Annotated in this window: 20 protein-coding genes and 1 tRNA gene; 9 read left to right on the forward strand and 12 right to left on the reverse strand. The window is 44.7% G+C overall.

The features are described from left to right. Window positions 1-72: 72 nt before the first annotated feature. A complete protein-coding gene (gene btpA, locus PSE7429_RS08265; protein ID WP_009626679.1) occupies window positions 73-939 on the reverse strand; it encodes a photosystem I biogenesis protein BtpA in 867 nt (288 codons plus the stop codon). Between the two features lie 289 nt (window positions 940-1,228). Here btpA and PSE7429_RS08270 point away from each other — a divergent pair, with 289 nt between their 5' ends. After that, window positions 1,229-2,515, forward strand: coding sequence for a glycosyltransferase family protein (locus PSE7429_RS08270; protein WP_040687801.1), 1,287 nt, complete (start codon window positions 1,229-1,231; stop codon window positions 2,513-2,515). Window positions 2,516-2,820: 305 nt separating this feature from the next. Here the strand turns inward: PSE7429_RS08270 and msrA are convergent, their stop codons facing one another. The 5 genes from msrA to PSE7429_RS08295 all read right to left on the reverse strand — a co-directional run bounded on the left by msrA (window position 2,821) and on the right by PSE7429_RS08295 (window position 7,126). Next, window positions 2,821-3,474, reverse strand: a complete 654-nt coding sequence (msrA, locus tag PSE7429_RS08275; RefSeq protein ID WP_009626681.1) for a peptide-methionine (S)-S-oxide reductase MsrA — start codon at window positions 3,472-3,474, stop codon at window positions 2,821-2,823. A gap of 191 nt (window positions 3,475-3,665) precedes the next feature. Next, complete coding sequence (locus tag PSE7429_RS08280; protein WP_009626682.1) at window positions 3,666-3,962, reverse strand: DUF1816 domain-containing protein; 297 nt, start codon at window positions 3,960-3,962, stop codon at window positions 3,666-3,668. A 95-nt stretch (window positions 3,963-4,057) separates the two neighbouring features. After that, window positions 4,058-5,587 (reverse strand): 23S rRNA (guanosine(2251)-2'-O)-methyltransferase RlmB, encoded by a 1,530-nt coding sequence (gene rlmB, locus PSE7429_RS25085; RefSeq protein WP_009626684.1) that lies wholly within the window; start codon window positions 5,585-5,587, stop codon window positions 4,058-4,060. Next, a complete protein-coding gene (locus PSE7429_RS08290; RefSeq protein ID WP_009626685.1) occupies window positions 5,584-5,979 on the reverse strand; it encodes a Mini-ribonuclease 3 in 396 nt (131 codons plus the stop codon). The genes rlmB and PSE7429_RS08290 overlap by 4 nt, the downstream gene beginning before the upstream one ends. A 673-nt stretch (window positions 5,980-6,652) precedes the next feature. Continuing rightward, window positions 6,653-7,126, reverse strand: coding sequence for an STAS domain-containing protein (locus PSE7429_RS08295; RefSeq protein ID WP_009626686.1), 474 nt, complete (start codon window positions 7,124-7,126; stop codon window positions 6,653-6,655). 160 nt (window positions 7,127-7,286) lie between these two features. Here PSE7429_RS08295 and gatA point away from each other — a divergent pair, with 160 nt between their 5' ends. Further along, window positions 7,287-8,747, forward strand: a complete 1,461-nt coding sequence (gatA, locus tag PSE7429_RS08300) for an Asp-tRNA(Asn)/Glu-tRNA(Gln) amidotransferase subunit GatA (protein ID WP_009626687.1) — start codon at window positions 7,287-7,289, stop codon at window positions 8,745-8,747. Window positions 8,748-8,994: 247 nt separating this feature from the next. Here the strand turns inward: gatA and PSE7429_RS27145 are convergent, their stop codons facing one another. Then, window positions 8,995-12,342 (reverse strand): efflux RND transporter permease subunit, encoded by a 3,348-nt coding sequence (locus PSE7429_RS27145; protein WP_009626689.1) that lies wholly within the window; start codon window positions 12,340-12,342, stop codon window positions 8,995-8,997. A gap of 105 nt (window positions 12,343-12,447) precedes the next feature. Beyond that, window positions 12,448-13,779, reverse strand: a complete 1,332-nt coding sequence (locus tag PSE7429_RS27555) for an efflux RND transporter periplasmic adaptor subunit (protein ID WP_009626690.1) — start codon at window positions 13,777-13,779, stop codon at window positions 12,448-12,450. A 125-nt stretch (window positions 13,780-13,904) separates the two neighbouring features. Here PSE7429_RS27555 and PSE7429_RS08315 point away from each other — a divergent pair, with 125 nt between their 5' ends. From PSE7429_RS08315 to PSE7429_RS08335, 5 genes are all read left to right on the forward strand, one after another. Beyond that, on the forward strand, window positions 13,905-14,465 hold the full coding sequence (locus PSE7429_RS08315; protein ID WP_009626691.1) for a MarR family winged helix-turn-helix transcriptional regulator: 561 nt from the start codon (window positions 13,905-13,907) through the stop codon (window positions 14,463-14,465). An 87-nt stretch (window positions 14,466-14,552) separates the two neighbouring features. Further along, window positions 14,553-15,038: a CGLD27 family protein gene (locus PSE7429_RS08320; RefSeq protein ID WP_009626692.1), complete on the forward strand. Its 486-nt coding sequence runs from the start codon at window positions 14,553-14,555 to the stop codon at window positions 15,036-15,038. Window positions 15,039-15,422: 384 nt separating this feature from the next. Continuing rightward, entirely contained in the window at window positions 15,423-15,779 is a 357-nt protein-coding gene (locus PSE7429_RS08325; RefSeq protein ID WP_009626693.1) for a hypothetical protein, read from the forward strand. Then, window positions 15,760-17,085, forward strand: coding sequence for a bifunctional folylpolyglutamate synthase/dihydrofolate synthase (locus tag PSE7429_RS08330; protein ID WP_009626694.1), 1,326 nt, complete (start codon window positions 15,760-15,762; stop codon window positions 17,083-17,085). The genes PSE7429_RS08325 and PSE7429_RS08330 overlap by 20 nt, the downstream gene beginning before the upstream one ends. Before the next feature lie 86 nt (window positions 17,086-17,171). Next, window positions 17,172-18,158 carry a succinate dehydrogenase/fumarate reductase iron-sulfur subunit gene (locus PSE7429_RS08335; protein WP_009626695.1) on the forward strand — a complete coding sequence of 329 codons (987 nt, stop codon included), beginning with the start codon at window positions 17,172-17,174 and terminating at the stop codon, window positions 18,156-18,158. 197 nt (window positions 18,159-18,355) lie between these two features. Here PSE7429_RS08335 and tftA read toward each other — a convergent pair whose 3' ends face one another. Continuing rightward, window positions 18,356-19,741 (reverse strand): hormogonium tapered terminus morphoprotein TftA, encoded by a 1,386-nt coding sequence (tftA, locus tag PSE7429_RS08340; RefSeq protein ID WP_009626696.1) that lies wholly within the window; start codon window positions 19,739-19,741, stop codon window positions 18,356-18,358. Window positions 19,742-20,147: 406 nt separating this feature from the next. On the opposite strand from tftA, the gene PSE7429_RS08345 reads away from it, so the two are divergent. Both PSE7429_RS08345 and PSE7429_RS08350 read left to right on the forward strand, forming a co-directional pair. Further along, window positions 20,148-20,552 carry an NIL domain-containing protein gene (locus PSE7429_RS08345; protein ID WP_009626697.1) on the forward strand — a complete coding sequence of 135 codons (405 nt, stop codon included), beginning with the start codon at window positions 20,148-20,150 and terminating at the stop codon, window positions 20,550-20,552. Between the two features lie 143 nt (window positions 20,553-20,695). Further along, on the forward strand, window positions 20,696-21,442 hold the full coding sequence (locus PSE7429_RS08350) for a DedA family protein (RefSeq protein ID WP_009626698.1): 747 nt from the start codon (window positions 20,696-20,698) through the stop codon (window positions 21,440-21,442). Window positions 21,443-21,693: 251 nt separating this feature from the next. Here the strand turns inward: PSE7429_RS08350 and PSE7429_RS08355 are convergent. The 3 genes from PSE7429_RS08355 to PSE7429_RS08365 all read right to left on the reverse strand — a co-directional run bounded on the left by PSE7429_RS08355 (window position 21,694) and on the right by PSE7429_RS08365 (window position 25,674). After that, window positions 21,694-21,778, reverse strand: a tRNA-Ser gene (locus tag PSE7429_RS08355). Between the two features lie 164 nt (window positions 21,779-21,942). After that, on the reverse strand, window positions 21,943-23,070 hold the full coding sequence (locus PSE7429_RS08360) for a hypothetical protein (protein WP_009626699.1): 1,128 nt from the start codon (window positions 23,068-23,070) through the stop codon (window positions 21,943-21,945). A 153-nt stretch (window positions 23,071-23,223) separates the two neighbouring features. Then, entirely contained in the window at window positions 23,224-25,674 is a 2,451-nt protein-coding gene (locus PSE7429_RS08365; RefSeq protein ID WP_009626700.1) for a hypothetical protein, read from the reverse strand. Window positions 25,675-25,940: the final 266 nt, after the last annotated feature.

The raw sequence follows: 25,940 nt of genomic DNA on the forward strand, positions 1-25,940 counted from the left end.
CGGCGCACGCGCAGCGTGCGCCGCAGGCTTTAGGGTTTTATATTTAATTAAGCCCACTTACTTATAGAGATTTTACCCAATAGATATTGGTGGCGATCGCCGTATTTGCTCTTCTGCAATATGCTTATTTTTTTTATTGGCAATATCTAACCTTACCGCATCAACAAAACGGCTGACTCGAATCGGATCGATCGCCTGTTGAATTTGACCATTACGCTTAAGAGAGCTAGAAACGATGACCCCATCAGCATATTCCATCAACTGTGGTACATTATCCCATGTTGCCCCAGAGCCAACCAACAGAGGCGTATCACCACAGGCAATTTTTGCCTCCTGAAGATCCTCAGTTTTCGGGGGATTTCCTGTTGACCAACCCGACAAAATTACGGCATCGGCGAGACCACGATGGATCGTATCGTGAACTGCCGCAGATATCTGTGGGACAGAAATGGGCTGAGCGTGCTTTACCAAAACATCAGCAAAGATTTTGACATCCGTGCCTAGTTCGCGACGATAGCGCAAGAGTTTGTAGGCATCACCTTCGATAAGGCCTTGATCCGTTGCCATTACGCCCATGAGGACATTGACCCGAATAAATTTCGCACCAACACAAGAGGCGATCGCTAATGCACTATGACCATCATTCCTCAAAACGTTAATACCCACAGGAATGCCCACCATCTGCTTCACACGGTGTACAACCAGACTCATAGAACTAACCACCGCAGGATCGACGCGATTTTTAGTAAATGGCGCATCAAAAAAATTCTCTACGAGAATCCCATGCACTCCACCTGCGGCAAGAGCTGTGGCTTCCTGTTCGGCGCGATCAATGACCTCTTTTAGGCTGCTCCCCCAACGCGGCGAAGTAGGCAACGGCAAAAGATGAATGACCCCGATTACGGGCTTTGGTGTATCAAATAAACTACTTAAATCCACATGCGTGACGCTTATAAAAAACTTGAGTAAAAAATTAGGCTCAAAAGCTGAGTAAGTAATTCAGCAAGATTAAATCTAAAATCAGAGTCCATGCCGCCTGCTTAGCGAACGGCAAGTATTTCTGGACTTTAGAGTTTACTTCTGAGCTACTTCACTAGCTTTTAATTTAACTCGATCATGAGTGCATAATTTTATCGTGAATTCGATCCCGTCATTTCAATTTCTGACAATAAACTCATAAAGTAGATAGGGTAATAACTTCTCTGCCTACTCTATGGGTTTATTAACTATGATTAACGCTCCTCATGCCAGAGATATCTCTACAGATATCTTAATTTTGTCCAATGGACCTGGGGAGCTAACAACATGGGTATATCCCTTTCTAAGAGCTTTAGACCTATCTCTCAAATCCAATGCCAAATCCAATGACAAATTCACGGAAGGTTTAGCAAAACTCAAACCACGCATTTCGATCGTCCTGTCCCCTGATCAAAATGCGAGCGGGCAGGAGCCTCAACTTGCCCAAAGCTTCCCCAATGTGGATCGGGTATTACCACCAGAACAATTTTTTGATTTTTTACTGTGGGGCAAAACTCCTCAATGGGAATGGGCAAGGCAGGGGATCGTGATCTTTTTGGGTGGAGATCAATTTTTTACAGTTGTGATCGCTAAACGCCTAGGTTATAAGACCCTAATTTATGCCGAATGGGAAGCCCGATGGTATCGCTGGGTAGATGGTTTTGCAGTGCGGAACCAAGCGATCGCCTCGAAGATCCCCGCCCCCTTACGGGCAAAAGCATCAGTAATCGGTGATTTGATGGTTGATCGTGGGGGCGAACAACCACCTAGCAACGGGAGTAAATCCCTGAGAGTTTGCTTCATGCCAGGTTCTAAAGAACAGAAATTAAAGATTGGTGTACCTTTATTCGTCGCGATCGCCGATATCCTGAAACAAAAACGTCCCGATCTTGAGCTAGTCGTCCCACTCGCCCCCACAGTCACTCCAGAAGCCCTAGCCCAATATGCCCAATTTAGCTTTCCCACGCCCGATAGTGATGGAGCAACGGCGGTTCTGGTAGAGGGGAATTTGGTTACGGCTAAAGGAGCGGTTATCAAAATTCATGGGGGATTTCCTGCCCATGCCCTGATTAGCAGTAGTCAACTTTGTGTTACCACGGTAGGAGCAAATACTGCCGAGCTTGCTTCCCTCAACCAACCTATGCTCGTGCTATTGCCCACTAACGTTTCCGACATCAAGGTCGCATGGGACGGATTGCTCGGTATATTTGCATCCACGCCATTCTGGGGAAAGCTGATTAGAACGACGATTAACTCGATCCTGATCGACCAAATTAAAAAAAAGGGACAGTTACTGGCTTGGCCGAATATCTGGGCGGGGAAGGCGATCGTGCCAGAAATTTTTGGCGTAATTACACCGACTCAAATTGCCGATGAAATTTTGTTCTACCTAGATCATCCTGAAGAATTAGCCCAAATGCGCGATCGGCTCAAAGAAGTCTGTGGAGAATCGGGAGCCGCCACCAAACTCGTAGCAATGCTTTTAAAAATGCTATAGATATATAAAAAAATGCGGTGCTTTGCACCGCATTTTTTATTAAATACTGCCAACAATGGACTTTGAGAAAGGTTTTGCTACGCCAACCCTTTCTCAAAGTCCCAAAAGTAAAAGCCTTGCGTAGCAAGGCTTTTACTTTTGGGATTTTGAAATTTGCCATCTTAACCCGAACTGACGTAATACCAATTCACGAAAGTGTGACAACACTTTTGTGAATTAAATACCAAACCCAGCAAGGGTTTTCAAAGCTCAAAATGGCTACGCCATTTTGAGCTTTGGTATTACTTATATGGAAGCTATATTTGTTAAGCGATCGCCCCAGCAGGATAACAAACGTTAGTGCCGCCAAGTCCACAATAGCCACCAGGGTTCTTGGCTAGATATTGCTGATGGTAGCCTTCGGCATAATAGAACTCTCCAGCATCGCGAATTTCTGTTGTAATGCCTTGTTTCATCCCTGAAGCTTTCAATGCCTCTTGGTAGACTTCGCGTGACTCTTCAGCAAGCTTGCGTTGGGTCTCATTGTAAACATAGATCCCCGAACGATACTGCGTTCCCTTATCATTGCCCTGTTGCATTCCTTGGGTGGGATTATGGGATTCCCAAAATACCTTCAGGAGATCAGCATAGCTAATTGCTTGGGGATCGTATACGACTAGCACCACCTCATTATGTCCAGTCATCCCCGAACAAACTTCTTCGTAGGTAGGATTAGGAGTTAATCCTGCGGCATAGCCAACAGCAGTTACATAGATCCCCTTTTGCTGCCAAAAACGACGTTCTGCTCCCCAAAAACATCCCAATCCAAACACAGCAGTTTCCATACCTTCAGGGAAAGGTGGTTTTAGAGCATTACCATTAACAAAGTGGTGTGATGCGGTAGGAATTGCTGAAGATCTTCCTGCCAGAGCGTCGGCTACTGTTGGAAGGGTTAATTTTTTGCCTAGTCCAAATAACATAGGTTCACTAAATAAAGTTGTTTGCTAAAAAATAAATCGGTCTTTGAGTGATCTCAACGTACAAATACGTATAACGAAATAATTAATATATATGGCAAGAACTACGCCTAGCTCATCCAGATCTTTATTATGCATTTATCTCACAAAAAATTAGGGGCTTTTGCCCCTGAATTCATTCATCGTTTGATTAGTTACAGAGTCTGACCGCTAAATGCAGGAAAGCGGTCAAACTTAAAATCCAGTGAATCATCGTAAATAGTCAGCGAATTTGGCTTACAGCGCTTAACTACTACAGTTAAACCCTTCGACCCTTCGGTTTCTAAATCTTCTATATAGCCAATTTTCGCAGCCTCAGCTTCAGATTCATTGACAAATGGTCCAAAATAGTAAGTGCAATGTGGAAAATCTGTGACAATTTCAACCCACACAGCTAAGCCCAACATTTCCAGAATTGATATGAAAAAGTTCTTAAACAAGTGACCACCCATGGTTTTACATAGCTAAAGTGAATGGTTTGGGTAGATAAGAAAGCTTTAGCACTAAAGCTTTCTTACTATATCTTTATATAACTTAAAACAGGACTTCAAGACAAATTGTTCAGGTTTAACGTATTCACCCAACGCTGTCTAAAAATCTCGTACAGAGCCATTCCTGTGGCGACTGAAGCATTTAAGCTATCGACTTTTCCTTCTAAAGGTATAGATACTAGGAAGTCACAGTTCTTCTGAATTGAGAGGCTCAATCCTTCTCCTTCAGCTCCAATGACTAAAGCGATCGCTCCAGAGAATTTTGTTTTGTGAATGGCATCACTTGCTCCTGCCATTGTCCCATAAACCCAAAATCCTGCTTCTTTAATTTTTTCAAGGGCGCGATTGAGGTTGACGACACGGGCAACGGGCAAGATCTCCAAGGTACCTGCGGCAACTTTAGCGACTGTTGCTGTAATTCCTGCGGCTCGGCGCTGGGGGATCACGAGAGCCTGTGCTCCGAGCGCGGCTGTACTCCGAATGATCGCGCCGAGATTATGGGGATCGGTAATGCCATCAGCAATCACGATGACGGGTTGGGTTGATTTTTCCTTGGCACTAGCAATTAATTCATCTAGGTCTGCATATTCGTAGGCAGAGACCTGAACAGCGATCCCTTGGTGTCTGCCATTGTCAGTAATCCGATCTAGTCTGGTGTTATCCACCTCATCGACTACGGCTCCTGCTGCCTTTGCCTCGTCAATTAGTGGCAAGAAATCGGGGGCATAACGCAGTCTGGGCGTGACCCACACACGGTTAATGCTGCGATCGCTATTGAGTACCGCTTCAACGGCATGGCGACCATAGACAATATCGGGATTCTCAGGATTATGGACTGGCGCAACGATGCCTAGTTCTCCATCAGGATCGATAGCTCGTCCGATTGGTGGCAAGGAGCGGCGCTCGAAGTTGGGTACGGCGCGATCTCTAAAATCACGATCTCCAAATTTGCGATCGCTAAAATCACGATCTGCCCCACGCTCTAAGCCACGGCTGGAAACACGATCTGAGCCACGATCAAAACGTTCGGGGCGATCGCCACGTTCAAATTTTTTATCGCTGAATTTCTTATCGCCGAATTTTTTATCAGCAAATTTTTTATCACTGAATTTCTTATCGCCGAATTTTTTATCAGCGAATTTTTTATCAGCAAATTTTTTAGTGATCGGTTTATCAAACTTGCGGTCAAATTTGGGCTCAGCCGATGAGTTTGTACTTTTTTCAAAGCCCCTTTCAGGACGGCGATCGCTATATTTAGAATCGGCACGACGATCGGTACGATCCGTATACTTTGCTTCCGAGCGACCATCAGCACGCTTCTCAAAGCCTTTTTCTGAGGATTTGTATGGCTTCTCAAAGGATTTATCAAAGGATTTGTCAGCAACACGCTCGGGACGCTTATCATTGCGCTTGTCTGCATATTTACCACCAACTCGGCTGTCGGAGCGATTGTCAGAACGCTTATCAGCACCTTTATCTGAGTATCGGTCGAAAGACTTTTCAGAACGCTTTTCAAAACTTCTGTCTGCGTCTCGGTCGGAATTATGGTCGGATTGTCGGGATTTCAGTCTAGGTTGCGATGTCATGGCGGCGCTGGGGTATCGATATGGCTAATTAGCTGAGTAAAAATTTTGTCGAGGCGATCGCGATCGGTTAAGTAAAGATAACCAATCAATGCTTCAAATCCTGTTGCCTTTTGATAAATGTTGGGATCGACTTTACGCGATATAGATCCCGCAGCATTGCGCCCGCGTCTTACGAGGTCGGACTCAAAGTCTGTGAGATCGAGTTTTTCGAGAAGTTTTGCTTGTTGCTCTGCTCTAACTTGACTGACTACAAGTTGGTGATACTGTTTGGCAGTGCGTGGCGGCAGTAAATAATGCAGACGCATTTGCATCTCATAAACAGCATCGCCAATATAGGCTAGGGCAGAGGTTGGGATCTCAGCGATATTTTCAACGATTGGGCTAAGAGACATTACGAGATAATGCCATTACAGAATAATTTGCTTGCGTACAATGAATAACGAGAATAACGATGGAATGACGACAAAATATTTAGATATTTGTCAACCATTTGATATTTGTTGATATTTACATTTATTTCAGACATTGATGGGCAAGCTATGCTTGCCCATCAATATGTATAAATTTTGTCTCATGAATATCATAACAGCAGTTCTGATATTGGGAATAGATTTTAGTGCCCGAAACGTTAAAAACAAACTTTACACACTAAATAAGCAACTCACCATACGAAATTGGCAAACAAATCTCCCATAAAAGTACCTTGTTGGGTAGAGCCTATGGAAGGATTGCGATTCGCGGTAAGAAACTTAGAGCATGTGAAGTTTGTTTAATTTATCAATTTCGTGATCGCATTTGTGACCGCATTTGTGATCGCACAAAACATCAAGTCTAGAAAATTTGCCCCATAATTTTCTTTGTATTTTTCCTGAAAACGAAAAATATCATCAAGTTCAAGTTGATTTTTACACTTTTCGAGATTGATTCGAGATTGATTTGAGATTTGTTGGGATGTGCAGATTGCTTATTTTTGGGTTAGTTATTTTTGAGTTTAGTTAATATCTACTTAATTTTTTGCTTGGTTACTTGATTTTGTTACTCGATTTGGTTACTTGATTTGGTTACTTAGTCTTTACTTGTTTTTGCCAGCTTTGCCAGAGCTTCATCAATGGATGTTTGAAGTGTCAGGAATTGATCTAATCGAACTAGTTTGACCGTTTGGGTGACTCTAGCGTTGGTGATGATTTGGAGGGTTCCATCCAAAGTCTGAGTTTTTTTTGCCATTTGCACCAAAACTCCCAGTCCAGAACTATCAATAAAATCAATGGTTGACAGGTCTAAAATCACATTATAGGGGCCATCTTCGACGCACTTGCCTATCACTTTCTTAAAAGCTGGCTCAGAAAAAGCGTCTAGAAGACCTGCGAGGCGTATTAATTGATAATTGTCCTTGACTTCGAGGCTGCCTCTTAAACTCACAGTCAAGGTTAACGGTTCAGGAATAATGACCTCCAAGGGGTAAGAACGTACCTTAATTTGCGGGTATATTGTATTTGCTTTCTCGACGCTTGTCCAGAAAATACAAAAAATAAAGGGCATAATGCCATCTTTAAGCCCTGCCCGATATCAAAAAAGTAAAAAAGACGGTTTGTTTTCGCTTTTCTTTAAGCTAATCCCTGCTCCGTCAAGGTGCATGGCGCGTGAGTAACCGATTTAGTTTTATACTAAAAAATCTGCCCAATAACCCATCAGATTGTTTATGCCATCGATCGCCCAAATTCGCCAAACCTTATTAAATAAAGAGCGATCAGCAACTGAAATTGCTCAAGAGTTTTTAGATCGCATTGCTCACCTAGAGCCAAAATTGCATAGCTTTGTTACGGTAACTCCTGAAGTGGCGATCGCTCAAGCCCAAGCCATTGATGCCGCGATCGCTGCAGGCGACCCATTGCCAATCTTGGCGGGAGTGCCCATAGGCATTAAGGACAATATGTGTGTCAAGGGTATGCCTACTACCTGTGGCTCCAATATGCTGAAAAATTTTGTGCCCCCCTACGAAGCCACAGTTACGGCAAAATTGCGTGCGGCTGGAGCCGTGATGGTTGGCAAGACTAATCTTGATGAATTTGCGATGGGTAGCTCGACCGAAAACTCGGCGATCGCCCTCACGGCAAATCCTTGGAATACCGCCTATGTGCCTGGTGGGTCGTCGGGTGGTTCTGCGGCCGCAGTGTCAGGAGGGGAATGTGTCATTGCGACTGGTTCGGATACGGGCGGCTCGATCCGTCAACCTGCATCCTATTGTGGTGTCGTCGGACTAAAGCCCACCTATGGGCTAGTCTCAAGGTTTGGTCTAGTCGCTTTTGCTTCCTCACTCGATCAAATTGGTCCCTTTGCCAATACCGTGGAAGATGCAGCGATATTTTTAAGGGCGATCGCGGGTTACGATCCCAAGGACTCCACCAGCATTAACACTGAAATTCCTGACTATGCGGCTTTATTAACCCCAGACTTAACCCAATCCCTAAAGGGCAAAAAGGTCGGCGTGATTACCGAAACCTTTGGTGAAGGTTTAGATAGTGAGGTTGAGGCTTCGGTGAGAAAGGCGATCGCGCATATGGAAAGCATGGGCGCAGAAATCTATGAGATCTCCTGCCCCAGATTCCGTTATGGGCTCCCCACCTATTACATCATCGCCCCCTCCGAAGCATCGGCAAACCTCGCTCGCTATGATGGCGTTAAGTATGGCTTCCGCGATGAGAGTGCAGAGAACTTGCTGAGCATGTATGAGAATACTCGCGAGCAGGGTTTTGGAGCAGAAGTAAAGCGTCGGATCATGATTGGCACATACGTGCTATCGGCTGGTTATTATGATGCGTATTATCTTAAAGCGCAGAAGGTGAGGACTCTAATCGTTCAAGACTTTCAAAAAGCTTTTGAGCAGGTAGATGTTTTAGTTTGTCCAACTGCACCAACTACGGCTTTTAAGGCAGGAAGTAAGACCGAAGATCCTTTAGGAATGTATCTATCGGATTTGATGACTATTCCTGTAAACCTTGCTGGCTTGCCAGGAATTAGTATTCCCTGTGGGTTTGACTCGAAGGGAATGCCCATCGGTTTACAAATGATCTCTAATGTCTTACGAGAGGATGTATTGTTGCAAGTTGCCTATGGCTACGAGCAATCTACGGAATGGCACAAACAAAAACCTTCCCTATAAACCAAGAAGCCTTGCGTTGCAAGGCTTCTTGTTGTGCAACCCGAAGAATTGGTTGGCGGCGCGAAGTGCTGCCAATCAATTCTTCGGGTTTGATTTGTCTTAAGTCAGGATATCAAACCCAATAGAGAGTTGCGGCGCGAAGCGCCGCAACTCTCTATTGGGTTTGATTGTTGTCCTAATATTACTGACTATAGCTATATAATTCGCATAATTCACGAAAGTGTGACAACACTTTCGTGAATTGGTATTAAACTGTGGGTGGTAAGACTTTCAGAGGAGGCTTAGGCTTAGATTTCTGGGAGGGTTTAGAAGGTTTATGGTTGCGATTTTTCCAACGTTCTTGCATTGCCTCCATATAGACATAGAAAACTGGGGTAATGTAAAGTGTTAGCATTTGCGAAAACACCAAGCCGCCAACTACCGCCAATCCCAAGGCACGGCGAGACTCAGCACCTGCACCTAAACCAAGAGCGATCGGTAAAGTTCCCATCAGGGCTGCCATCGTGGTCATCATGATCGGACGGAAGCGAACTAAACAGGCTTCATAAATGGCATCATAGGCGGTGCTACCTGACTTGCGAGCGCCGATCGCAAAGTCCACCATCATAATTCCGTTCTTCTTCACAATCCCGACTAAGAGAATAATGCCGACAAAAGCGTAAACGTTTAGTTCGCTCCGAAAAATGAGTAAGGTAAGCAATGCGCCGAATCCCGCCGATGGGAGACTTGTGAGAATGGTAATTGGATGGATAAAGCTTTCGTAAAGAATTCCGAGAACGATATAAATTACCAAGATGGCAGCTAAAAGTAACAGTCCTAGACCTTTTTGGGAGTCTTGGAAAGCTTGAGCCGTTCCTTGGAATTTCCCTGTCGAGGTAGCAGGTAGAATTTCTTTAGCAAGTTGCTCGATTTTGCCAACTACATCGCTGAGAGATATCCCAGGTTTGAGGTTAAAGGAAATTGTGACCGCAGGTAATTGCGATGCGTGGTTAACCGAAAGCGCACTCACGGTTTGCTTGAAGGAAGCAATAGTACTCAGTGGGACTAGCTGCCCGCTACTAGATCGCACCGATAATAGTTCTAGGGATTTCAAGTCCGATTGATATTCTGGAGCCAAGCCCACAATTACAGAATATTGATTGTCAGTCCCGTAAATGGTTGAGACTTTCGCTGTGGAATAGGCGTAGGAAAGAGCGGATTCGATCTGCGTTGCGGTGATACCGAGTGCGGAAGCGCGATCGCGATCGATATCAATATTGACTTGAGGATTTTTAATCTGTAAGTCGCTAGTAACGTCTTGCAGGCTATCCAATTGACGCAGCTTCGCTTCTAGTTCAGGTGCGGTGCGATAGAGTCCCTCTAAGTCAGTGTCGGACACCGTGTATTGATATAGCGCCTTGGATATTTGTGCCCCCAGTCGAATCGCTGGCGGGTTTTGTAAGAAGACGCGAATACCAGGAGTTTTAGATAACTTGGGACGCAGATCTTGAATGATTTGTTCGACATTCCGCGATCGATGACTGCGTTCTTTTAAGCGCATAAACAAACGCCCATTATTAGGTAGCGAAATGCTACCACCCGCACCTACAGCGGAGTAAACTGCCTCAATATCAGGATCTTGGCTGACAATTTCGGCAAGTTTGGCTTGATGTTTGACCATTTCATCAAAGGAAATACCTTGGATTGCCTCCGTAGTTCCTAAGATCTGCCCAGTGTCATCATTGGGGATAAATCCTTTGGGAACGAGTCCAAAGAGAATGATTGTCGCAACCAAAATGGTCGCTGAAATAGCCATCGTGATCCGATGGTATTTAAGGGAATAGCGCAAACTCCAAGCATAAAAGCGTTGAAAGAAGTCGCCTTGATTTTCTAAATGCTCTAGGCTAGGGGAATCGTGAATTTGCTCATTGTGATTATATTCATCGTGACCATATTCGTGATGATGCCCGTTACGATCGCTATGCCCATTATGATTCCCGTTACTAATCCCGTTACTAATCCCGTTACTAATATCGTTACTAATATCGTGATTATGTTCGTTCGAGATTCCAGTTGAGATATGGTCATCAATGCGATCACTTGCGGCAATATTTACGACTACAGGCTTGCCACTATGTGTCGTATGTTTGAGGAATCGACTGCAAAGCATGGGGGTTAAAGTCAGCGAGACAAATCCCGAAGCGAGAATGGCAACGCTAATCGTAACGGCAAACTCCTGAAACAGACGACCGATAATCCCCCCCATAAATAGGATGGGAATAAATACGGCAACCAAGGAAATCGTCATGGAGAGAACGGTAAACCCAATTTCCTTTGACCCATCGATCGCCGCCTGAAATCCAGACTTCCCCATTTCTAGGTGACGCACGATATTTTCCAGTACGACTACCGCATCATCGACCACGAAACCTACCGATAAAGTAAGCGCCATTAAAGATAGATTGTCGAGGGAATAGCCAAGTTTATACATGACAGCAAAGGTCGCCACTAGAGAGATCGGTAGGGCGATACTGGGAATCAAGGTAGCTGAGAAGTTACGGAGAAATAAGAAGATCACCATCACCACTAGAGCGATCGCTAGCAGTAGACTGAACTGCACATCTTCGACGGAAGCCCTCACCGATTGCGAGCGATCGTACAAAATTTCAATATCAATCGCCGCAGGAATTTGTTCGCGGAAGGTAGGCAGCAGTTTTTTGAGCGTATCAACGATCGCAACCGTATTCGTTCCTGGTTGACGTTGGATGGTCAGAATGATCCCTCTCGTACCGTTATACCAAGCTGCGAGCCTATCGTTTTCGACGCTATCGCGCACTTGGGCAATTTCATTCAACCGCACGGGTGCGCCATTGCGATAGGCGGCAATTAAAGAGCTATAAGCCTTTGCATTGTTTAAACTCGCATTAGTGCCAATGGTGAGTGTCCGATCTGTGCCATTGATAATGCCCGTGGCTTGTTTGGAATTCCCCTGAGCGATCGCTGTGGTTACTTCATCAATACCAATGCCTTTCGCTTTCAAGGCTTGCGGATCGAGATCAATCCGTACAGCATACTTTTGAGCGCCCAAAACAGATACGAGAGCAACCCCATCGACCGTTGACAATCTCTGCGCGAGAAGATTTTCCGCATACTTATCTACTTCCGACAATTGCAGTACTTCTGATTTCAGGGCAATGTAGAGAATAGGCAGATCGGCAGGATTGACCTTGCTATACTGTGGGGGGCTCGGTAAGGTGGGTGGCAATTGCTTAGCAGCCTTGGTAATCGCCGCTTGCACATCCGCTGCCGCACCATCAATTTGGCGATTGAGGCTAAATTGCAAGGTAATCTGCGTGCTACCGATCGCACTACTGGAAGTCATCGAATCCAAGCCTGCGATCGAGGAGAATTGCTGCTCTAGAGGAGTCGCTACCGAAGAAGCCATCGTTTCGGGACTAGCTCCAGGCAGGGATGCCGTTACGCTAATCGTAGGAAAATCCACCGTAGGTAGATCGCTAACGGGCAGTACTTGATAGCTAATCGCCCCAAACAATAGAATCGCTAGCATGACCAAGGTGGTCATGACTGGGCGCAAGATAAAGGTTTGAATATTCATGGGTGATTGGCGATTGGTGATTGGTAATTGATAATTGGCGATTGGTAATTGATAATTGGCGATTGGCGATTGGTGATTGGTAATGGGTGATTGGTGATTGGCAGCTTACTTTTTGCTTTTATCTTCTTTATCTTTCTTTTCATCACCCTGATTTTGCGCTTCCTTTACCTCGACCTTGGCGTTGGGCGATAGGGCAAACTGACCATCGGTTACTACTTTTTCGCCAGCTTGCAATCCTTCAGAAATTGACACCTCACTGCCCACGGTATTACTTACTTTCACAGGACGGATTTCCACCGTGCTATCTGATTTGAGGACATAGACAAACTGACCTTTCTGTCCCGTTTGGACGGCTTGGGTGGGAACTGAGAGCGCATTAACTTGCTCGGTCAAATTCAGCACTACATCTACCCTCTGACCGGGAGTGAGGCGATCGTCTTTGTTATTAAAGGTTGCCTTGAGTGTTACGGTTCCCGTAGTTGCATCGACTAAGCTATCAATAAAGGTCAGTTCACCTTGAACTGGGCGCTTATCGTTGGGCAGCAATACATCCACCTTGAGCTTGCCGAGTTTTTGGTATTGCTTTACCTGTGCTAGCGATCGCTCTGGAATTGTGAAAGTCACATAAATCGGGCGAATCTGGCTGATCGTCACTAATGGAGCATCCGCGTCAGCTTTAATCAAATTCCCCTGATTCGATTTGACACTGCTAACTCGTCCATCAATCGGTGAGTAAATATCGGTGTAGGAAAGTTGGACTCTAGCATTTTCAATCGCCGCTTCTCCTGCTGCTAAGTTTGCCTTCGCCGCTTCAATATCGGCTCTGGTCGATTCTGCTGAAGCGATCGTCGTGTCGATCGCACTACCCGAAGCATTCACATTGGCTTGAGATACGCTGGCATTAGTGCGAAACTGTTCGGCTTGGGTGCGACTGATCGCGCCTTCTTGATAGAGTCGGTCGTAACTTTTACGTTGAAAATCAGCAAACTGCAACTGGGCTGAGTCGCGATCGCGATTTGCCTTTGCTTGGGTAATGGTTGTTTCAGCCCTGACTTGATTGGCGATCGCCTGTTGTAGTTGCGCTTGGTTGCGGGATTGGTTAGCGATCGCCTGTTGTAATTGCGCTTCTAAAGGACGCGGATCGATCCGAAATAGCAAATCCCCCTGCTTGACATCCTGTCCGTCTTTAAACGCGACTTCGATTAACTGTCCGCCGATGCGAGATTTTACCGATACGGTGGCATAGGCTTCTGCCACGCCAGTACTGCGAATTTGGACGGGTAATGTTTTTTGGACAACGGTGATCACGGATACGGGCACAGCGGGACGACGTTCTTTGCCTGACTCCGCCTGAGACGATCCGCAAGCCGTCAATAAGCTGGGGGTTGCTGAGGCAACCATAATCAGGAGCGATATAGATAGAAAAGGATGTCTCATGGTTGTCAGGCAAATTGCAACTATTTTTGAATGAGTTGGAATGAGTTGGAATAAGTTTGTTATATGCTGATTGTTAATTTAGCTAACTATTAGTAGTACTACATTAATATATCTACCTAGTCAAGATGGATACATCACCTACTGCCAATTCATCTCTGAGTTCATCTATAGGTTCATCTATAGGTTCATCTATAGCTTCATCGCGGATCTCTCACCATATTTGTGCCAATCGAATTCTAGATGTAGTACCTGCGGTAATGCGATGTATTCATGCGGAAGTGCGCCAACAAAAATCAACTTGTCTCACCATTCCCCAGCTACGCTCCCTTGATTTTTTGAAAACTAATGCGGGTGTATCCCTAGCAGAGTTAGCTGACTATTTGGGCATTAGTAGCGCTTCTGCTTCCACCATGATCGAGCGCCTCGTCCAAAAAGAATTGGTAACTCGCACCGTCGATCCTAATTTAAAAAGACAGGTTATTCTCAATCTCACAGCCTCAGGGGAGGAACATCTCCAGCAAGTCCTTCAAGAAACAAGCGATCGCCTTGCTGATAAGTTAGAGCAGATTACCCTAGAGCAAATCCTTCAATTAATCAATGGGCTGGGAGAACTACATCAAATATTTATGGGTTGCGGCGTAGATCCCAGAGTGGTCAGCCCAATCCGTCGTATATCTTCCCGCTAATGTTAATTATGCTGAACTATACCCCGCAATATTTCGGCATGGCTTATTGCTACACTAGCAAAGTAATTCCCCATAATTTCTCCATCCATGTCCTGTCCAGTTCCTAAAGATCAACAGCCGCTCAATGAATATGTCGAGCTTAAGGAAGCTTTCTTTTATCGTTGGGCAAAATTAGGGCGATCGCAATATTTACGCATGTTATTGCTGATTTGGTTGGGGTTTGCGATTATTTTTTCGCCAGTCGCCATCAGCATTCAATCCCCTAGTCGGCATCTATGGCAATTTATTTGTGTTGCGAATATTGGCGGTTCAGTGGGGCTAGTTTTGCCAGTGCTGCTGCTGCTATCGGGATGGGGACATGTGAAACAACGCCTTGATAGTGCCAAAATTTTCTATGAAGAGTCAGGCTGGTATGACGGACAAACATGGGAAAAGCCTGAAGCCGACTTAGCGAAGGATCGGTTACTGGTAGCTTACGAAATCAAACCAGTGATCGCCAGATTACAAAAAACGCTCTTGGGAATTATTGGGTTTCTATCATTGAGTTGCGTTATTTTAAAGGTTTTCGGTTAAGCCAAAACCAAAGCCCTATTTTTCTGACAAGTAGCTGTAAGCTAGGCGCAATTAAAACCCAGAAGAGTGTACCGCCCGCTACGCAGGCGGTACACTCTTCAATTTCTTAGCTAATTATACCAATTCACGAAAGTGTGACAACACTTTTGTGAATTAAAAACCAAACCCAGTAAGGTTTTTCAAAGCTCAAAATGGCTACGCCATTTTGAGCTTTGGTATTAGACGATCCTGTCCAGTTGGGTGAAGATCGTTTGGCAAAATAAAGCTTAATATATGTTTACATAAAGAATAACAAGACTAGTAAACGCTAGTAAAGCTGTAATGCAGCTTCTAAAACATTCTCAAATAAATTTTTGAGCTTTAAAAGAACTGAGGTGCCAAAATATGACAGTTTTAGACCAATACTTTGAACTTTCCGATCGCGCTAGGGAAGACGACAAAGCGTTTCATGAATTGGTGGAATTGTTTGCTGAAGAAGCCGAAGTTCAACCTGCGGGAGCCCGTAAGGTGGTTGGGAAGAATGCTATCTCGCAACTGTATCGCCAGTTTTTTCAGACCTATTCAGGAATGCAGCGCGTTTGGACGACCAGAAGGACGGAAAATGGACTAGAAGCCATTTGGGCGATCGCGGGCAAGCGCGATAGTGGTGAACTATTTGCGATGCAAGGCAGACATATTGCTGAAGTCGATGCCCAAGGCAAAATTTATGCCTTAGAAGTTCATGTCTCCAAAGCTAATTGATCTATCACCTGAAGAATATCTTGCCAGTTTCGATAAATTTGGCATTCACCTTGGTTTAGAGCGTATTCAACAACTGCTCGATTCCTTAGGAAATCCTCAAAATCAAATTCCCGTGATCCATGTTGCAGGCACAAACGGAAAAGGTTCGGTTTGTGCTTTTTTACTATCGATTTTGCAAGCGGCAGGTTATCGAGTTGGACGTTATACATCGCCGCATCTCATCGATTGGCGCGAACGCATTACGATTAATGGAGAATGGATTAGCAATCACGATCTTTTCGCAGCTTTGAATCAGGTAGAGGCAGCGATCGCGCCTAACTTGCCGCCGACCCAATTTGAAGTAATTACAGCGGCGATGTGGTGGTATTTTGCCGAGCAAAAAGTCGATATTGCCATCCTCGAAACGGGTTTAGGCGGCAGACTAGATGCGACAAATGTATGCGATCGCCCTTTAGTTTGCGCGATTACATCGATCGGGATGGATCACTGTCAGCAATTGGGCGATACCTTGGCGGCGATCGCTTCCGAAAAAGCAGGCATTATCAAGCCGCAATGTCCCGTCGTCATTGCCGAAAACGATCCTGAAGCGATCGCGGCTTTGCAAAAGAAGGTAACAGAATGCCATGCCCCTGTAGTTTGGGTGGAGGCTGCTAAGCGGACGGCTACAGGTGCGATATACCAAAATTTCGCCTATCCCTTGCCCTTACAAGGCAATCATCAATTAATCAATTCGGCAGTGGCGATCGCGGCGGTGCGAGTTTTGCAAAATCAGGGCTGGCAGATTAGCGATGAGGCAATCAGGGGAGGCATGGCAAACACGCAATGGGCGGGACGACTGCAATGGATGGAATTTAATTTTCATGGAAAGCCTCGCAAAATCCTAATTGATGGAGCGCATAATGTGGCGGCGGCGCAATACCTACGTCAGTTTGTCGATGAGGCGTTTCCCCAACAACGAAAACGCTGGATCATCGGGATCTTAAATACAAAGGATCGATTGGGCATTCTCAAGGAACTTTTACAGGCGGATGATTTGCTTTTTCCCGTGCCCGTCCCCAGTCCTGCCACTACGCCACCGCAGGATTTAGCTGATTTAGCAACTTCTATATTCAAGGGTTTTCCCAAGAGTAATCCTTTGCATTCTCCCAAATTTTATCCTAGTTTAGAGTTAGGACTAGAGGCTGCTTTTGAGGATGGAGGACAGGATCGAGATAACGAGCCGATCATTCTTTGTGGTTCGTTATATCTAGTCGGAGAGTTTCTAAGTCGTATAGTTTCTAAGTCGTATAGTTTAAAGTTAAACTGAATGCACAAAGCCTGATCGCGAAAGCCTGATCGCGAAAGCCCGATCGCGAAAGCCTGATCGCGAAAGCCCGATCACGAAAATCAATCATGAATATTACCGTGAATATTACAGTCAAGCTTCGCCGCCAAACATCGCGCCATAGCGAGCCCACCTATCAAATCTTTCATATCGAAGCCGATCCCGATCGCACTACAGTACTCGATGCCTTAATCAAAATTCAGAACGAACAGGATGGCTCCATTGGTTTTCGGCGCAACTGTCGCAATGCCATTTGCGGATCTTGCTCGATGCGGATCAATGGGCAATCGGGCTTGGCTTGTCAGAAGCAGATCGGCGAAGTGATGGGAGAGAATGATACTGAATTGGTAATCGAACCGATGCAAAATCTTCCTGTCATTAAAGACTTGATCGTGGACATGACTAAATTTTGGGATAACCTCGCCAAGGTCGATCCCTATGTCTCCACTGCATCACGGCAAATTAGCAAAACTGAATTTTTGCAAACTCCCGAACAAAGAGCCAAGCTCCAAGCGGCCGCTAATTGTATTCTGTGCGGTTCCTGCTATTCCGAATGTAACACTGCTGCGATCAGCGATCGCTTCGTTGGTCCCCATGCCTTAGCCAAAGCCTATCGAATCATGGCGGATAACCGCGACGATCGCACTGAGGAACGAATCCAAAAATATAACGAATCAGGATTTGTCTGGGACTGTACGCGCTGCTATAACTGTAACGAAGTCTGTCCTGTGGAAGTGCAACCCCTAGATCGGATTTCCCAAATTAAACATGAAATTCTTGCCAATCCCGATCTGCCAGAATCTACCGCTCAACGCCATCGCCACACAATGGTCGATCTTGTCAAAGAGGATGGCTGGATTGATGAAAGCAAATTTGGTGTGCGGGTCGTTGGCGATAACTTCCGCGATCTCAAAGGGCTATTGAGCATTTTCCCTCTCGGTATCCGCATGGTTTTAAGCGGTAAAATGCCCTATCCTTGGCAATTCCAAAAATCTGAAGGAGCGATCGAAGCGAGAGCTCTAATTGAAGCGATCGAGAAAGCTAAAAATAGGTAAAGATAGGCGGCGCAAAGCGCCGCCTATCTTTACCTATTTTTAGCAACGAAAGGTTTGCTTAAAGATGAGTTGCGGCGCTTCGCGCCGCAACTCATCTCGTTTTTACGCTGTTATAAGTAGCTGGGCATAATTAAAAATCCCATAATCTGTAGCGCACGCGCAGCGTGCGCTACAGATTATGGGATTTTTAAGACTACCTAAAAAATACCTGCGGATTCGTAAAGGCGACGGATGAGGGCAATGATTTTGCGATCGTAGAGCGGATCGATCGCCCAGCGTCCAGTTAATTGATGTAAAACTGGGGCAACTCCTCTAGCCACTAAATGGAATCTTGGCGCAACTACGGGTTTGAAGAGGGGCGCATTACTGGCATAGGCCTTGAGATGCTGAATATGGGCTCTCACACCTGTCCGCCGATCGGCAAAACTTGCACCCATATTGGGCTTGGAATTAGCGATCGCTCCTAAACTCGCAAAATTATTTTGATCGGGTTCAATCCCCCTACCAAATCGCAAAAAACTGGTTTCCACGCACATCTGACAAAAGGCAATATCGTGATTCACTCCTTCAATCTCGGCTTCCTCTCGATACAAATGGGGTAAGTCACCATAATCAGTGAGCGCAGATTCGTTATTGTTTTTGAGAAACATCAGTAGCTGGACTTCCGATGCATTGCCCACACCCATGATTTGATCGATTTGCCCAACAAAAACCTTAAAGATCGTTTTGAGAGAAAGAGTCCGAGTTGTACTGTCCCATGAGACAGAAGTATTGAGTTCGCGTAAAGCGATCGCCTGTACATAGACGATGCTTTGATAACGCAGGCAACAAGATAGAGGGATTTGACTGAGATTAAAACCGAGCCGATCGACCAGATCGGCAGGGACAAAGACATTTCCTGCAACGAGAATTCCTTTTTCTTCATAGCCCTGACCATTGAGATTGATACTAATCTCTGGATAGGTTACGGGCTGAATTGGGGTAGGACGATTTGCAGGACTGAAAACGGGAATTGTTGTCGCCGTTTCATTAATCCATGTTTGTAAACCATCGGCAATGCCGATCGCATAGTCTCGTCGTCTTGTTTGCATCAACAGTCGATCTTGAGAATTGTTGCCAAAAATTACTTCCAACAAAATAGAAGGAATTGTAATTTGGCGACAAAAACTTAAACTACCAATACTCGCGATCGTGTCTGCCTTTGCCCCACGATTGGTAATTTCAGGTACACGCTTGGTTAAGGCATTGGTAAGAATCTCAGCTTGGCGCTTGCGCAAAGCATTATTGGTAATGTAGTAGGCCGTTGTACCGCGTAATTCCGTTGCATTAGCGATATCAATTTGTAGAGACAACGCGACATCCTGAGATGTGGCTCTGGCATTAATCCAAGCGATTGTTTCTTCTAAATTGAGGTCATCGCTAGGTATGACGATCGCAATTCCGCGCGATCGTAATTCAGCAACCACTAAATCTCTTGTGGCAGCTAATTCACTGGTTTCCATCGTTCCACCCGCCATCTCGCAGCGATCGCGAAATGACCCTTCAAAACCACCCTGACCTGCGGAAATAAATATTTTGCCCATATCCCTATCTGCTAGTTGATTTCAGCAAGCAAAAAAGTCTTCGTAAGTCTATCAGCTTTTGTCCTATTTAACTGTTTATTAAGCGGCTAGGCATAATTAAAATCCAGATTAACAACCTGTGGTGCAATCTGCGCCTACGCCACAGGTTTTTGGTTTTATATTTAATTGCACCCAGCTACTTATAGCTACTTATAGCTATAGTCAAACCCAATAGAGAACTGCGGTGCAAAGCACCGCAGTTCTCTATTGGGTTTGATTTCTTGACTTATACCAATTCACGAAAGTGTGACAACTTCTACTTTTTGGGCTTGGTTCAGATTTGATGGTGAAAACATCAAAATTGGTTTCATAATCATAACTAGTACTGCTGGTTTATTAGGGCGGGAATTTCCCAAAAACACCAATTATGAAAAAAAGAGTTAATCTTACCTTTCCCAAACGAGCTATCAGCATACCGATTACCTATCGGCTTGCCAAGGATTTTAATATTGCCGCAAATATCATTCGCGCTCAGGTTGCCCCCAATAAAGTCGGCAAAATGGTGCTAGAGCTATCTGGTGACATCGATCAGCTCGAAGAAGCCCTAGACTGGATGCGATCGCAGGATATTGAGGTTTCATTACATGGGCGGGAAATTGTAATTGACGATACTACCTGCGTCGATTGTGGTCTTTGCACAGGTGTATGCCCTACGGAAGCCCTTACCCTCGATTCTAAAACCTTTCAACTCAACTTTTTGCGATCGCGCTGTGTTGTCTGCGAACAATGCATTACAGCTTGTCCAGTTAATGCCATATCCATCAATTTATAAGTTTGATTATAGAGTCGAAAAAAGTCAGAGCGCTTACCATAACGTCTCTTTTTGACTTAGATTCGACTATTTCGACTATAATGATACAAAAAGTAACAATTTTTCACAAACCTTTTAACCAACTAAATTTTGAGTCATAACTCATGCATTTTGAGTTTTTTTCGTTAGAAATTATTCAAGAATGGATACAGCAGTATGGATACTGGATTGTTTTCTTCGGCATCATGCTTGAGAATGCGGGTATCCCCTTACCAGGAGAAACGATCACCCTAGTCGGTGGATTTCTGGCTGGTAATGGTGAATTGCGCTATCCATTGCTTTTGTTAAGTGCCGTTGCAGGGGCGATTTTAGGAGACAGCGCGGGCTACTGGCTGGGACGCTGGGGTGGATTACCCGCCCTAGAAAAAGTCGGTAAGTTATTTCGGATGCCCACCGATGAAATTGCGATCGCCCGCGAGAAATTTCGCAGTAGCGCTGATCGAGCCGTATTTTTTGGCAGATTTATCGCCATCTTGCGAATTTTTGCTGGACCAATGGCAGGATTATCGGGGATGTCCTACTCGCGTTTCCTATTTTTTAATGCTACGGGTGCATTAGTTTGGGGAACAGTTACGACAGGCGTAGCCTACTATGCAGGTACTTTAATTCCTTTAGAAACCCTAGTCTCTGGAGTTGTCAGAATTAGCTCGATTATTTTAAGTGGTATTTTGCTCTGGTTTGCGGCTCCACCAGCATTCTTTTGGCTCAAGGAAAGAATTAGTAATTGGCGCAGCCCAAATCATCCTCAGCCCCCTAAGCCGAATCACTCCAATCTCCAATCCGCCTCAGAATCCCCCGTCCTTGTACCAATTACCGAAGATAAAGTTGCTGTCAAGCTCGAAAAAGAATAAAGCAAAAAAAACTGCCGTTTGGCAGTTTTTTTTGCTTTGCGGATTCTTACTCTCTTCCCACTAAAGAAATAGACATTTAATACCAAAGCTCAAAATGGCGTAGCCATTTTGAGCTTTGAAAACCCTTCCTAGGCTTGCTTTTTAATTCACGAAAGTGTGACAACACTTTTGGGAATTGGTATGAAACCAATAAATAGAGGTGCGGGGCTTCGCCCCGCACCTCTATTTATTGACTGGGAAGGTAGTATATACGGAGAGAGAGGGATTCGAACCCTCGGTTGCTTTCACAACATTCGATTTCAAGTCGAACGCATTCGACCACTCTGCCATCTCTCCCGTTTGGTATTCTAACCTATGGTTACGCCTAACACAAGCAAAAAAATAAAGACTCGCAAAGCGAGTCTTTATTTTTTGTCTAAGAACGAAGTTTTGATAATTTCAAGTTCCAGTGACAAAGCGCCATAAGGAAATTATCATGGAAATCATCTTGATCGAACTGTTTACGCTTTGACTGCGGACATCGATAGAGTGTAGTAGCCTAGTTGATTAGGAACTCTCTCCCACTTGCCATCCAATTTACCCTTGGATAGGTTCTTGGTAACGCGATCCTTGGCTTGACGGAAATTTTCTACGGAGAGATCGCCATACAGAGCTTTGACAACGCTATCAGCATTAACAAACTCACCTTTACGCTCTTGCAATACCTTCTCGATCGCATCGGTCAAGGTGTTGCCTTGATATAGAGGACGCATGACTAAGGAACTCAAACGACCAGATTTCTTGGGCTGTGCTGCTTTAGGTGCTTCTACTTCTGCCTTCTTTGTAGCCTTAGGAGCTACTTTTGCAGGAGCGGTTGCTTTAGGTGCAGCCTTGGTTGCTTTAGGTGCCTTAGTTGCTTTGGGAGCAACAGCAACTTTAGTAGCTTTAGGAGCCTTGGTTGCCTTAGCTACAGGTGTCTTTTTAGGCTCTTCGACCTTGACCGATGCGGCTCTACCTCTTTTAATCGTTGAGGTTGGAACTGTTTTTAAGGTTTCTAGAGACAGGGTATAGTAACCAAGTTGGTTAGGAACACGCTTCCATCTATTTTCACCCTTGCCCTTAGAAAGGTTTTTGGTGACTCGCTCCTTAGCAACGCGGAATACCGTTTCAGTCAAATCACCGTAAAGGATATTTACTACATCATCAGCATTAACGGCTTGACCTTGACGCTCATTCAAAATCTTTTCGATCGCTTCTGTCAATGTCAGTCCTTCGTAAGCAGGACGAGTTGTCAAAGAACCACGACGATGTCCTCTTCCTCTTCCTTTGGCAGCAGGTGTAGCGACGGGGGCTGCTTCGGGTTGAATGATGGCTTTGGGCTTGCGACCTTTAGTGGGGGCAGGTGGAACTTCAGCAATTACAACGGGAGCAGCAACGGGAGCAACAGCAACTTCTTTCTTTTTAGCCTTAGCTTTAGGAGCTTCGGCGGGTAAGGTTCCAAGGAGGGCTTCAACGTGAGCGAGTTGGGCACGGGCTTGAGCAACTTTATCTTCATATTCAGATAGGAAGCCTTTCAAACTGCTATGCAAAGCTTGTAAAGTCGCGCCAAAACCTTCTGGCTGTAGGGTTACAGGTAGATCTATAGTCATATTACGGGAACCAAGAGAATTAATGTTAGTTGATTTGATTAGTTTGTTTCCTCATACTTTTACTTATGATAGAAGAAACTCGTCATTCCGTTCTATCACGTTTTGAGAGAACTCGCAATAGTTTAGAAAGAATTCTCACCATTATCTATTTTCTTAGAAGTAAGGCTTCATATAAAGCATCGTTTCTCTTACCAGTTGCCATTTTTTTAACCCTAGTAGAAACTTTGCCTCAGCAGCGCGATCGCTATTCGGATATCTCTCCAGTATTGTTTGCAAATAATGAGGTTGGTCGCTGAGAAAGGAGCTAGAAAATAGGAGATCGCCTATATACCTGCTTTGAGGAAACTTAGTTTGTAACTCAGCGATAATCTCATCAATCCGTTTTTGGTAGTCAGAGCGAATGCTTTCATCTATACGTTTGTATTCTTCATTAGCGTAGTAGTTACCTCTATCTACGTGAGGATGTTGCAATTGCTGACGGGCTAACACTCCTGCGGGCGGATGGATGCGAATAGTTTCTGAAAGAGGATGGTTTTCCAATTGGTTGAGCAAAGTCATAGCAACCATGTAAAGGGTTTTTTCACGGATGGCGGTGGGGATGCTCTTGTCTTCAAGTAGTTGCTGATAGAGGGAAATGGCGATCGCATTTTGACTACTGCCTTGATAGCTGGCTAACATCTCTGAATTATTGCGTTTTGTTGGATCGCATACCCACCATTTTTTACAATCCCATTCTTCGGTCGGTAACGCATAAACGCGACGACCATTCCAAATTGGCAAATACCCGTTTTTCCATCCGCCTTTACCTGCCCAATCTGAAGCAATTCGATATCGAGACTCAGGCGTATTTTCGATTTGCCATTGATGGAGCTTTTGCCAGCGTAGCTTTTGTTCGCTGAGCATGGATTGCACTTCTTGCTTGAAAATTTCTACCAGATCGTGCTTGGCGGAAGATCTTTTCTGCCAACGACCTCTCGGATAGTAGTAAGCATCGAGAATGCGATCAGAAAATGTTTCTATTTGCACATTGGCAGATATTTCTAAAGCTTTGGCATAGTTTTGCGATCGCGCATATTGGATGGCGATCACATATTGCAAAAGAGGCGCAAAAGATTGATTTTCTGTTTCTTGTAAAAGGGTTTGCAGTTGGTCGATGGACAAACCAACATCCAGCAAAGTACGAATATGTGGGAAAGCGAGATAAAGAGCATCGCGATCGCCCATCGGTTGTGCCATAATTCTGAGCCAGACGCGCATGGCTCCAACAATGTCATTATTGTCTTGCAAACTTACAGCGAGATGGTAGGAGGCATCGTCTGCTCCTAGATGATCTCCATGCCGATTGAGCCAGTCTTGCCATGCGTTGACGCGCTCTTGAGCAGTCATTTTTGCATTGCGATCAAGGATTTCTTGATTGCGCTTCTGACGACCGAAATAAGAACGTCCCGTCAAATCGCCATACTCACGACAGCCTTGGACAAATTTTGATTGTGGATATTTTTCCACTATTCCTAAAATCAGAAAATTAGCATGGACTTCTTTGCTTGAAGATCTATCATAGTCACCAACTTTGGTTAGGTAAACAAGCTGAATTAGATCGTTATCCAAAATACCTTGAAGGATTTCTGAGCCTTGTTCATCTCCATGACGGTCTAATTCGGCGATCGCCCAGATGCGATCTTTAGCTTTTTCATTAGTGGCTGGTTCATCCGCTAAAGCACGAAAAAAATCAAGACCGAAAGGCGTAATCTTTCCAGCCTCAATTCTGCCAAGACGCTCAACTAAAATATGCTCACGGTCATCGATTGATAGTTTTCGATAAAATGCGATCGCCTCGTTTATTTGTTTTTCTGTCGGTTGTTGCAACTGCTCGAACTTTATCCATTCTGAAAGATCAGTAAAATTCTTTTCTTTATAATATTCATGAGGATCATATTCGCTATCAAAATAGGCATTCCCTAGTAGACTAACTAAAAAATCATAATTAAACTGGCTGTAATACTCAAGCGACCTTTTGTCTCCTAAGTTAGCCTTGGCTAGAGCAATAAACTCTTCTTTTAGCTTGGGATTGTTTAAACCAAAATCCATCTCCCAGAACCCATTATCAAATAATAATTCGTTATAAAAATATCTTCTCAATTCAGAGCCACTAGCATAATTTATCCTTCGTTTAATTTGTTCTTGCAACCATAGAGTCGTATATGGTTTGCCGAGGCTGCGAATACCTTCGATACCATACTTTTGTCGAGTTTCATCTCCGAAACTGGCATAGTAGCTCAGTAAAGGATAAGCTTTTGCTCCATAACGCTTCCAAGCAGGATTTTTAACAGGATCTCGCCCCCATTTTGTCTGAATAATATCTTGATGGATAGCTTGAGCGATTTCTTGCCATTGCGGATCGAAGCGGAGGCGATCGCGCAGTACGTCATCGACTTCTAGTTGCGAGATTTCTTCAGGGCTTAACGAATCCGCAATTTGAGACATTTCCGCAGGACTAGGTATTTTGTCGGTACGCGAATTAAAGATTTTTGCAGACTTAACCTCTAGTCCAAACAAGCAAACCGTTGCACATACAGACAAAATGTATAGATGTCGCCTTTGCATATCTATCTGGAAAAATTTATTTTTATTTTATTCTAATTAAGCAGTTAAACATGATTTAAAACCTAAAAGAGCGTACCGCCCGCTACGCGGGCGGTACGCTCTTCTGGGTCTAACTACTTACAAGAAAATGGGGCTTCGACTTCGCTCAACCATCGGTGCTTAACCATCGGTACACTTTGGCGGCGCGGAGTCGGAGCCTCTCTCGGCTCATTTAGGATCGCTATAGCTCTATGAGTAATTTCAATCAGCAATTTGAATTTAATGTC

This window comes from Pseudanabaena biceps PCC 7429 (assembly GCF_000332215.1).
GTDB classification, from domain to species: Bacteria; Cyanobacteriota; Cyanobacteriia; order Pseudanabaenales; family Pseudanabaenaceae; genus Pseudanabaena; species Pseudanabaena biceps.

Coding starts and splice junctions, on each gene's coding strand:
- PSE7429_RS08270 (WP_040687801.1), top strand. CDS start 1,229: ATGATTAACGCTCCTCATGCCAGAGATATCTCTACAGATATCTTAATT.
- msrA (WP_009626681.1), bottom strand. CDS start 3,474: ATGTTATTTGGACTAGGCAAAAAATTAACCCTTCCAACAGTAGCCGAC.
- PSE7429_RS08280 (WP_009626682.1), bottom strand. CDS start 3,962: ATGGGTGGTCACTTGTTTAAGAACTTTTTCATATCAATTCTGGAAATG.
- rlmB (WP_009626684.1), bottom strand. CDS start 5,587: ATGACATCGCAACCTAGACTGAAATCCCGACAATCCGACCATAATTCC.
- PSE7429_RS08290 (WP_009626685.1), bottom strand. CDS start 5,979: ATGTCTCTTAGCCCAATCGTTGAAAATATCGCTGAGATCCCAACCTCT.
- PSE7429_RS08295 (WP_009626686.1), bottom strand. CDS start 7,126: ATGCCCTTTATTTTTTGTATTTTCTGGACAAGCGTCGAGAAAGCAAAT.
- gatA (WP_009626687.1), top strand. CDS start 7,287: ATGCCATCGATCGCCCAAATTCGCCAAACCTTATTAAATAAAGAGCGA.
- PSE7429_RS27145 (WP_009626689.1), bottom strand. CDS start 12,342: ATGAATATTCAAACCTTTATCTTGCGCCCAGTCATGACCACCTTGGTC.
- PSE7429_RS27555 (WP_009626690.1), bottom strand. CDS start 13,779: ATGAGACATCCTTTTCTATCTATATCGCTCCTGATTATGGTTGCCTCA.
- PSE7429_RS08315 (WP_009626691.1), top strand. CDS start 13,905: ATGGATACATCACCTACTGCCAATTCATCTCTGAGTTCATCTATAGGT.
- PSE7429_RS08320 (WP_009626692.1), top strand. CDS start 14,553: ATGTCCTGTCCAGTTCCTAAAGATCAACAGCCGCTCAATGAATATGTC.
- PSE7429_RS08325 (WP_009626693.1), top strand. CDS start 15,423: ATGACAGTTTTAGACCAATACTTTGAACTTTCCGATCGCGCTAGGGAA.
- PSE7429_RS08330 (WP_009626694.1), top strand. CDS start 15,760: ATGTCTCCAAAGCTAATTGATCTATCACCTGAAGAATATCTTGCCAGT.
- PSE7429_RS08335 (WP_009626695.1), top strand. CDS start 17,172: ATGAATATTACCGTGAATATTACAGTCAAGCTTCGCCGCCAAACATCG.
- tftA (WP_009626696.1), bottom strand. CDS start 19,741: ATGGGCAAAATATTTATTTCCGCAGGTCAGGGTGGTTTTGAAGGGTCA.
- PSE7429_RS08345 (WP_009626697.1), top strand. CDS start 20,148: ATGAAAAAAAGAGTTAATCTTACCTTTCCCAAACGAGCTATCAGCATA.
- PSE7429_RS08350 (WP_009626698.1), top strand. CDS start 20,696: ATGCATTTTGAGTTTTTTTCGTTAGAAATTATTCAAGAATGGATACAG.
- PSE7429_RS08360 (WP_009626699.1), bottom strand. CDS start 23,070: ATGACTATAGATCTACCTGTAACCCTACAGCCAGAAGGTTTTGGCGCG.
- PSE7429_RS08365 (WP_009626700.1), bottom strand. CDS start 25,674: ATGCAAAGGCGACATCTATACATTTTGTCTGTATGTGCAACGGTTTGC.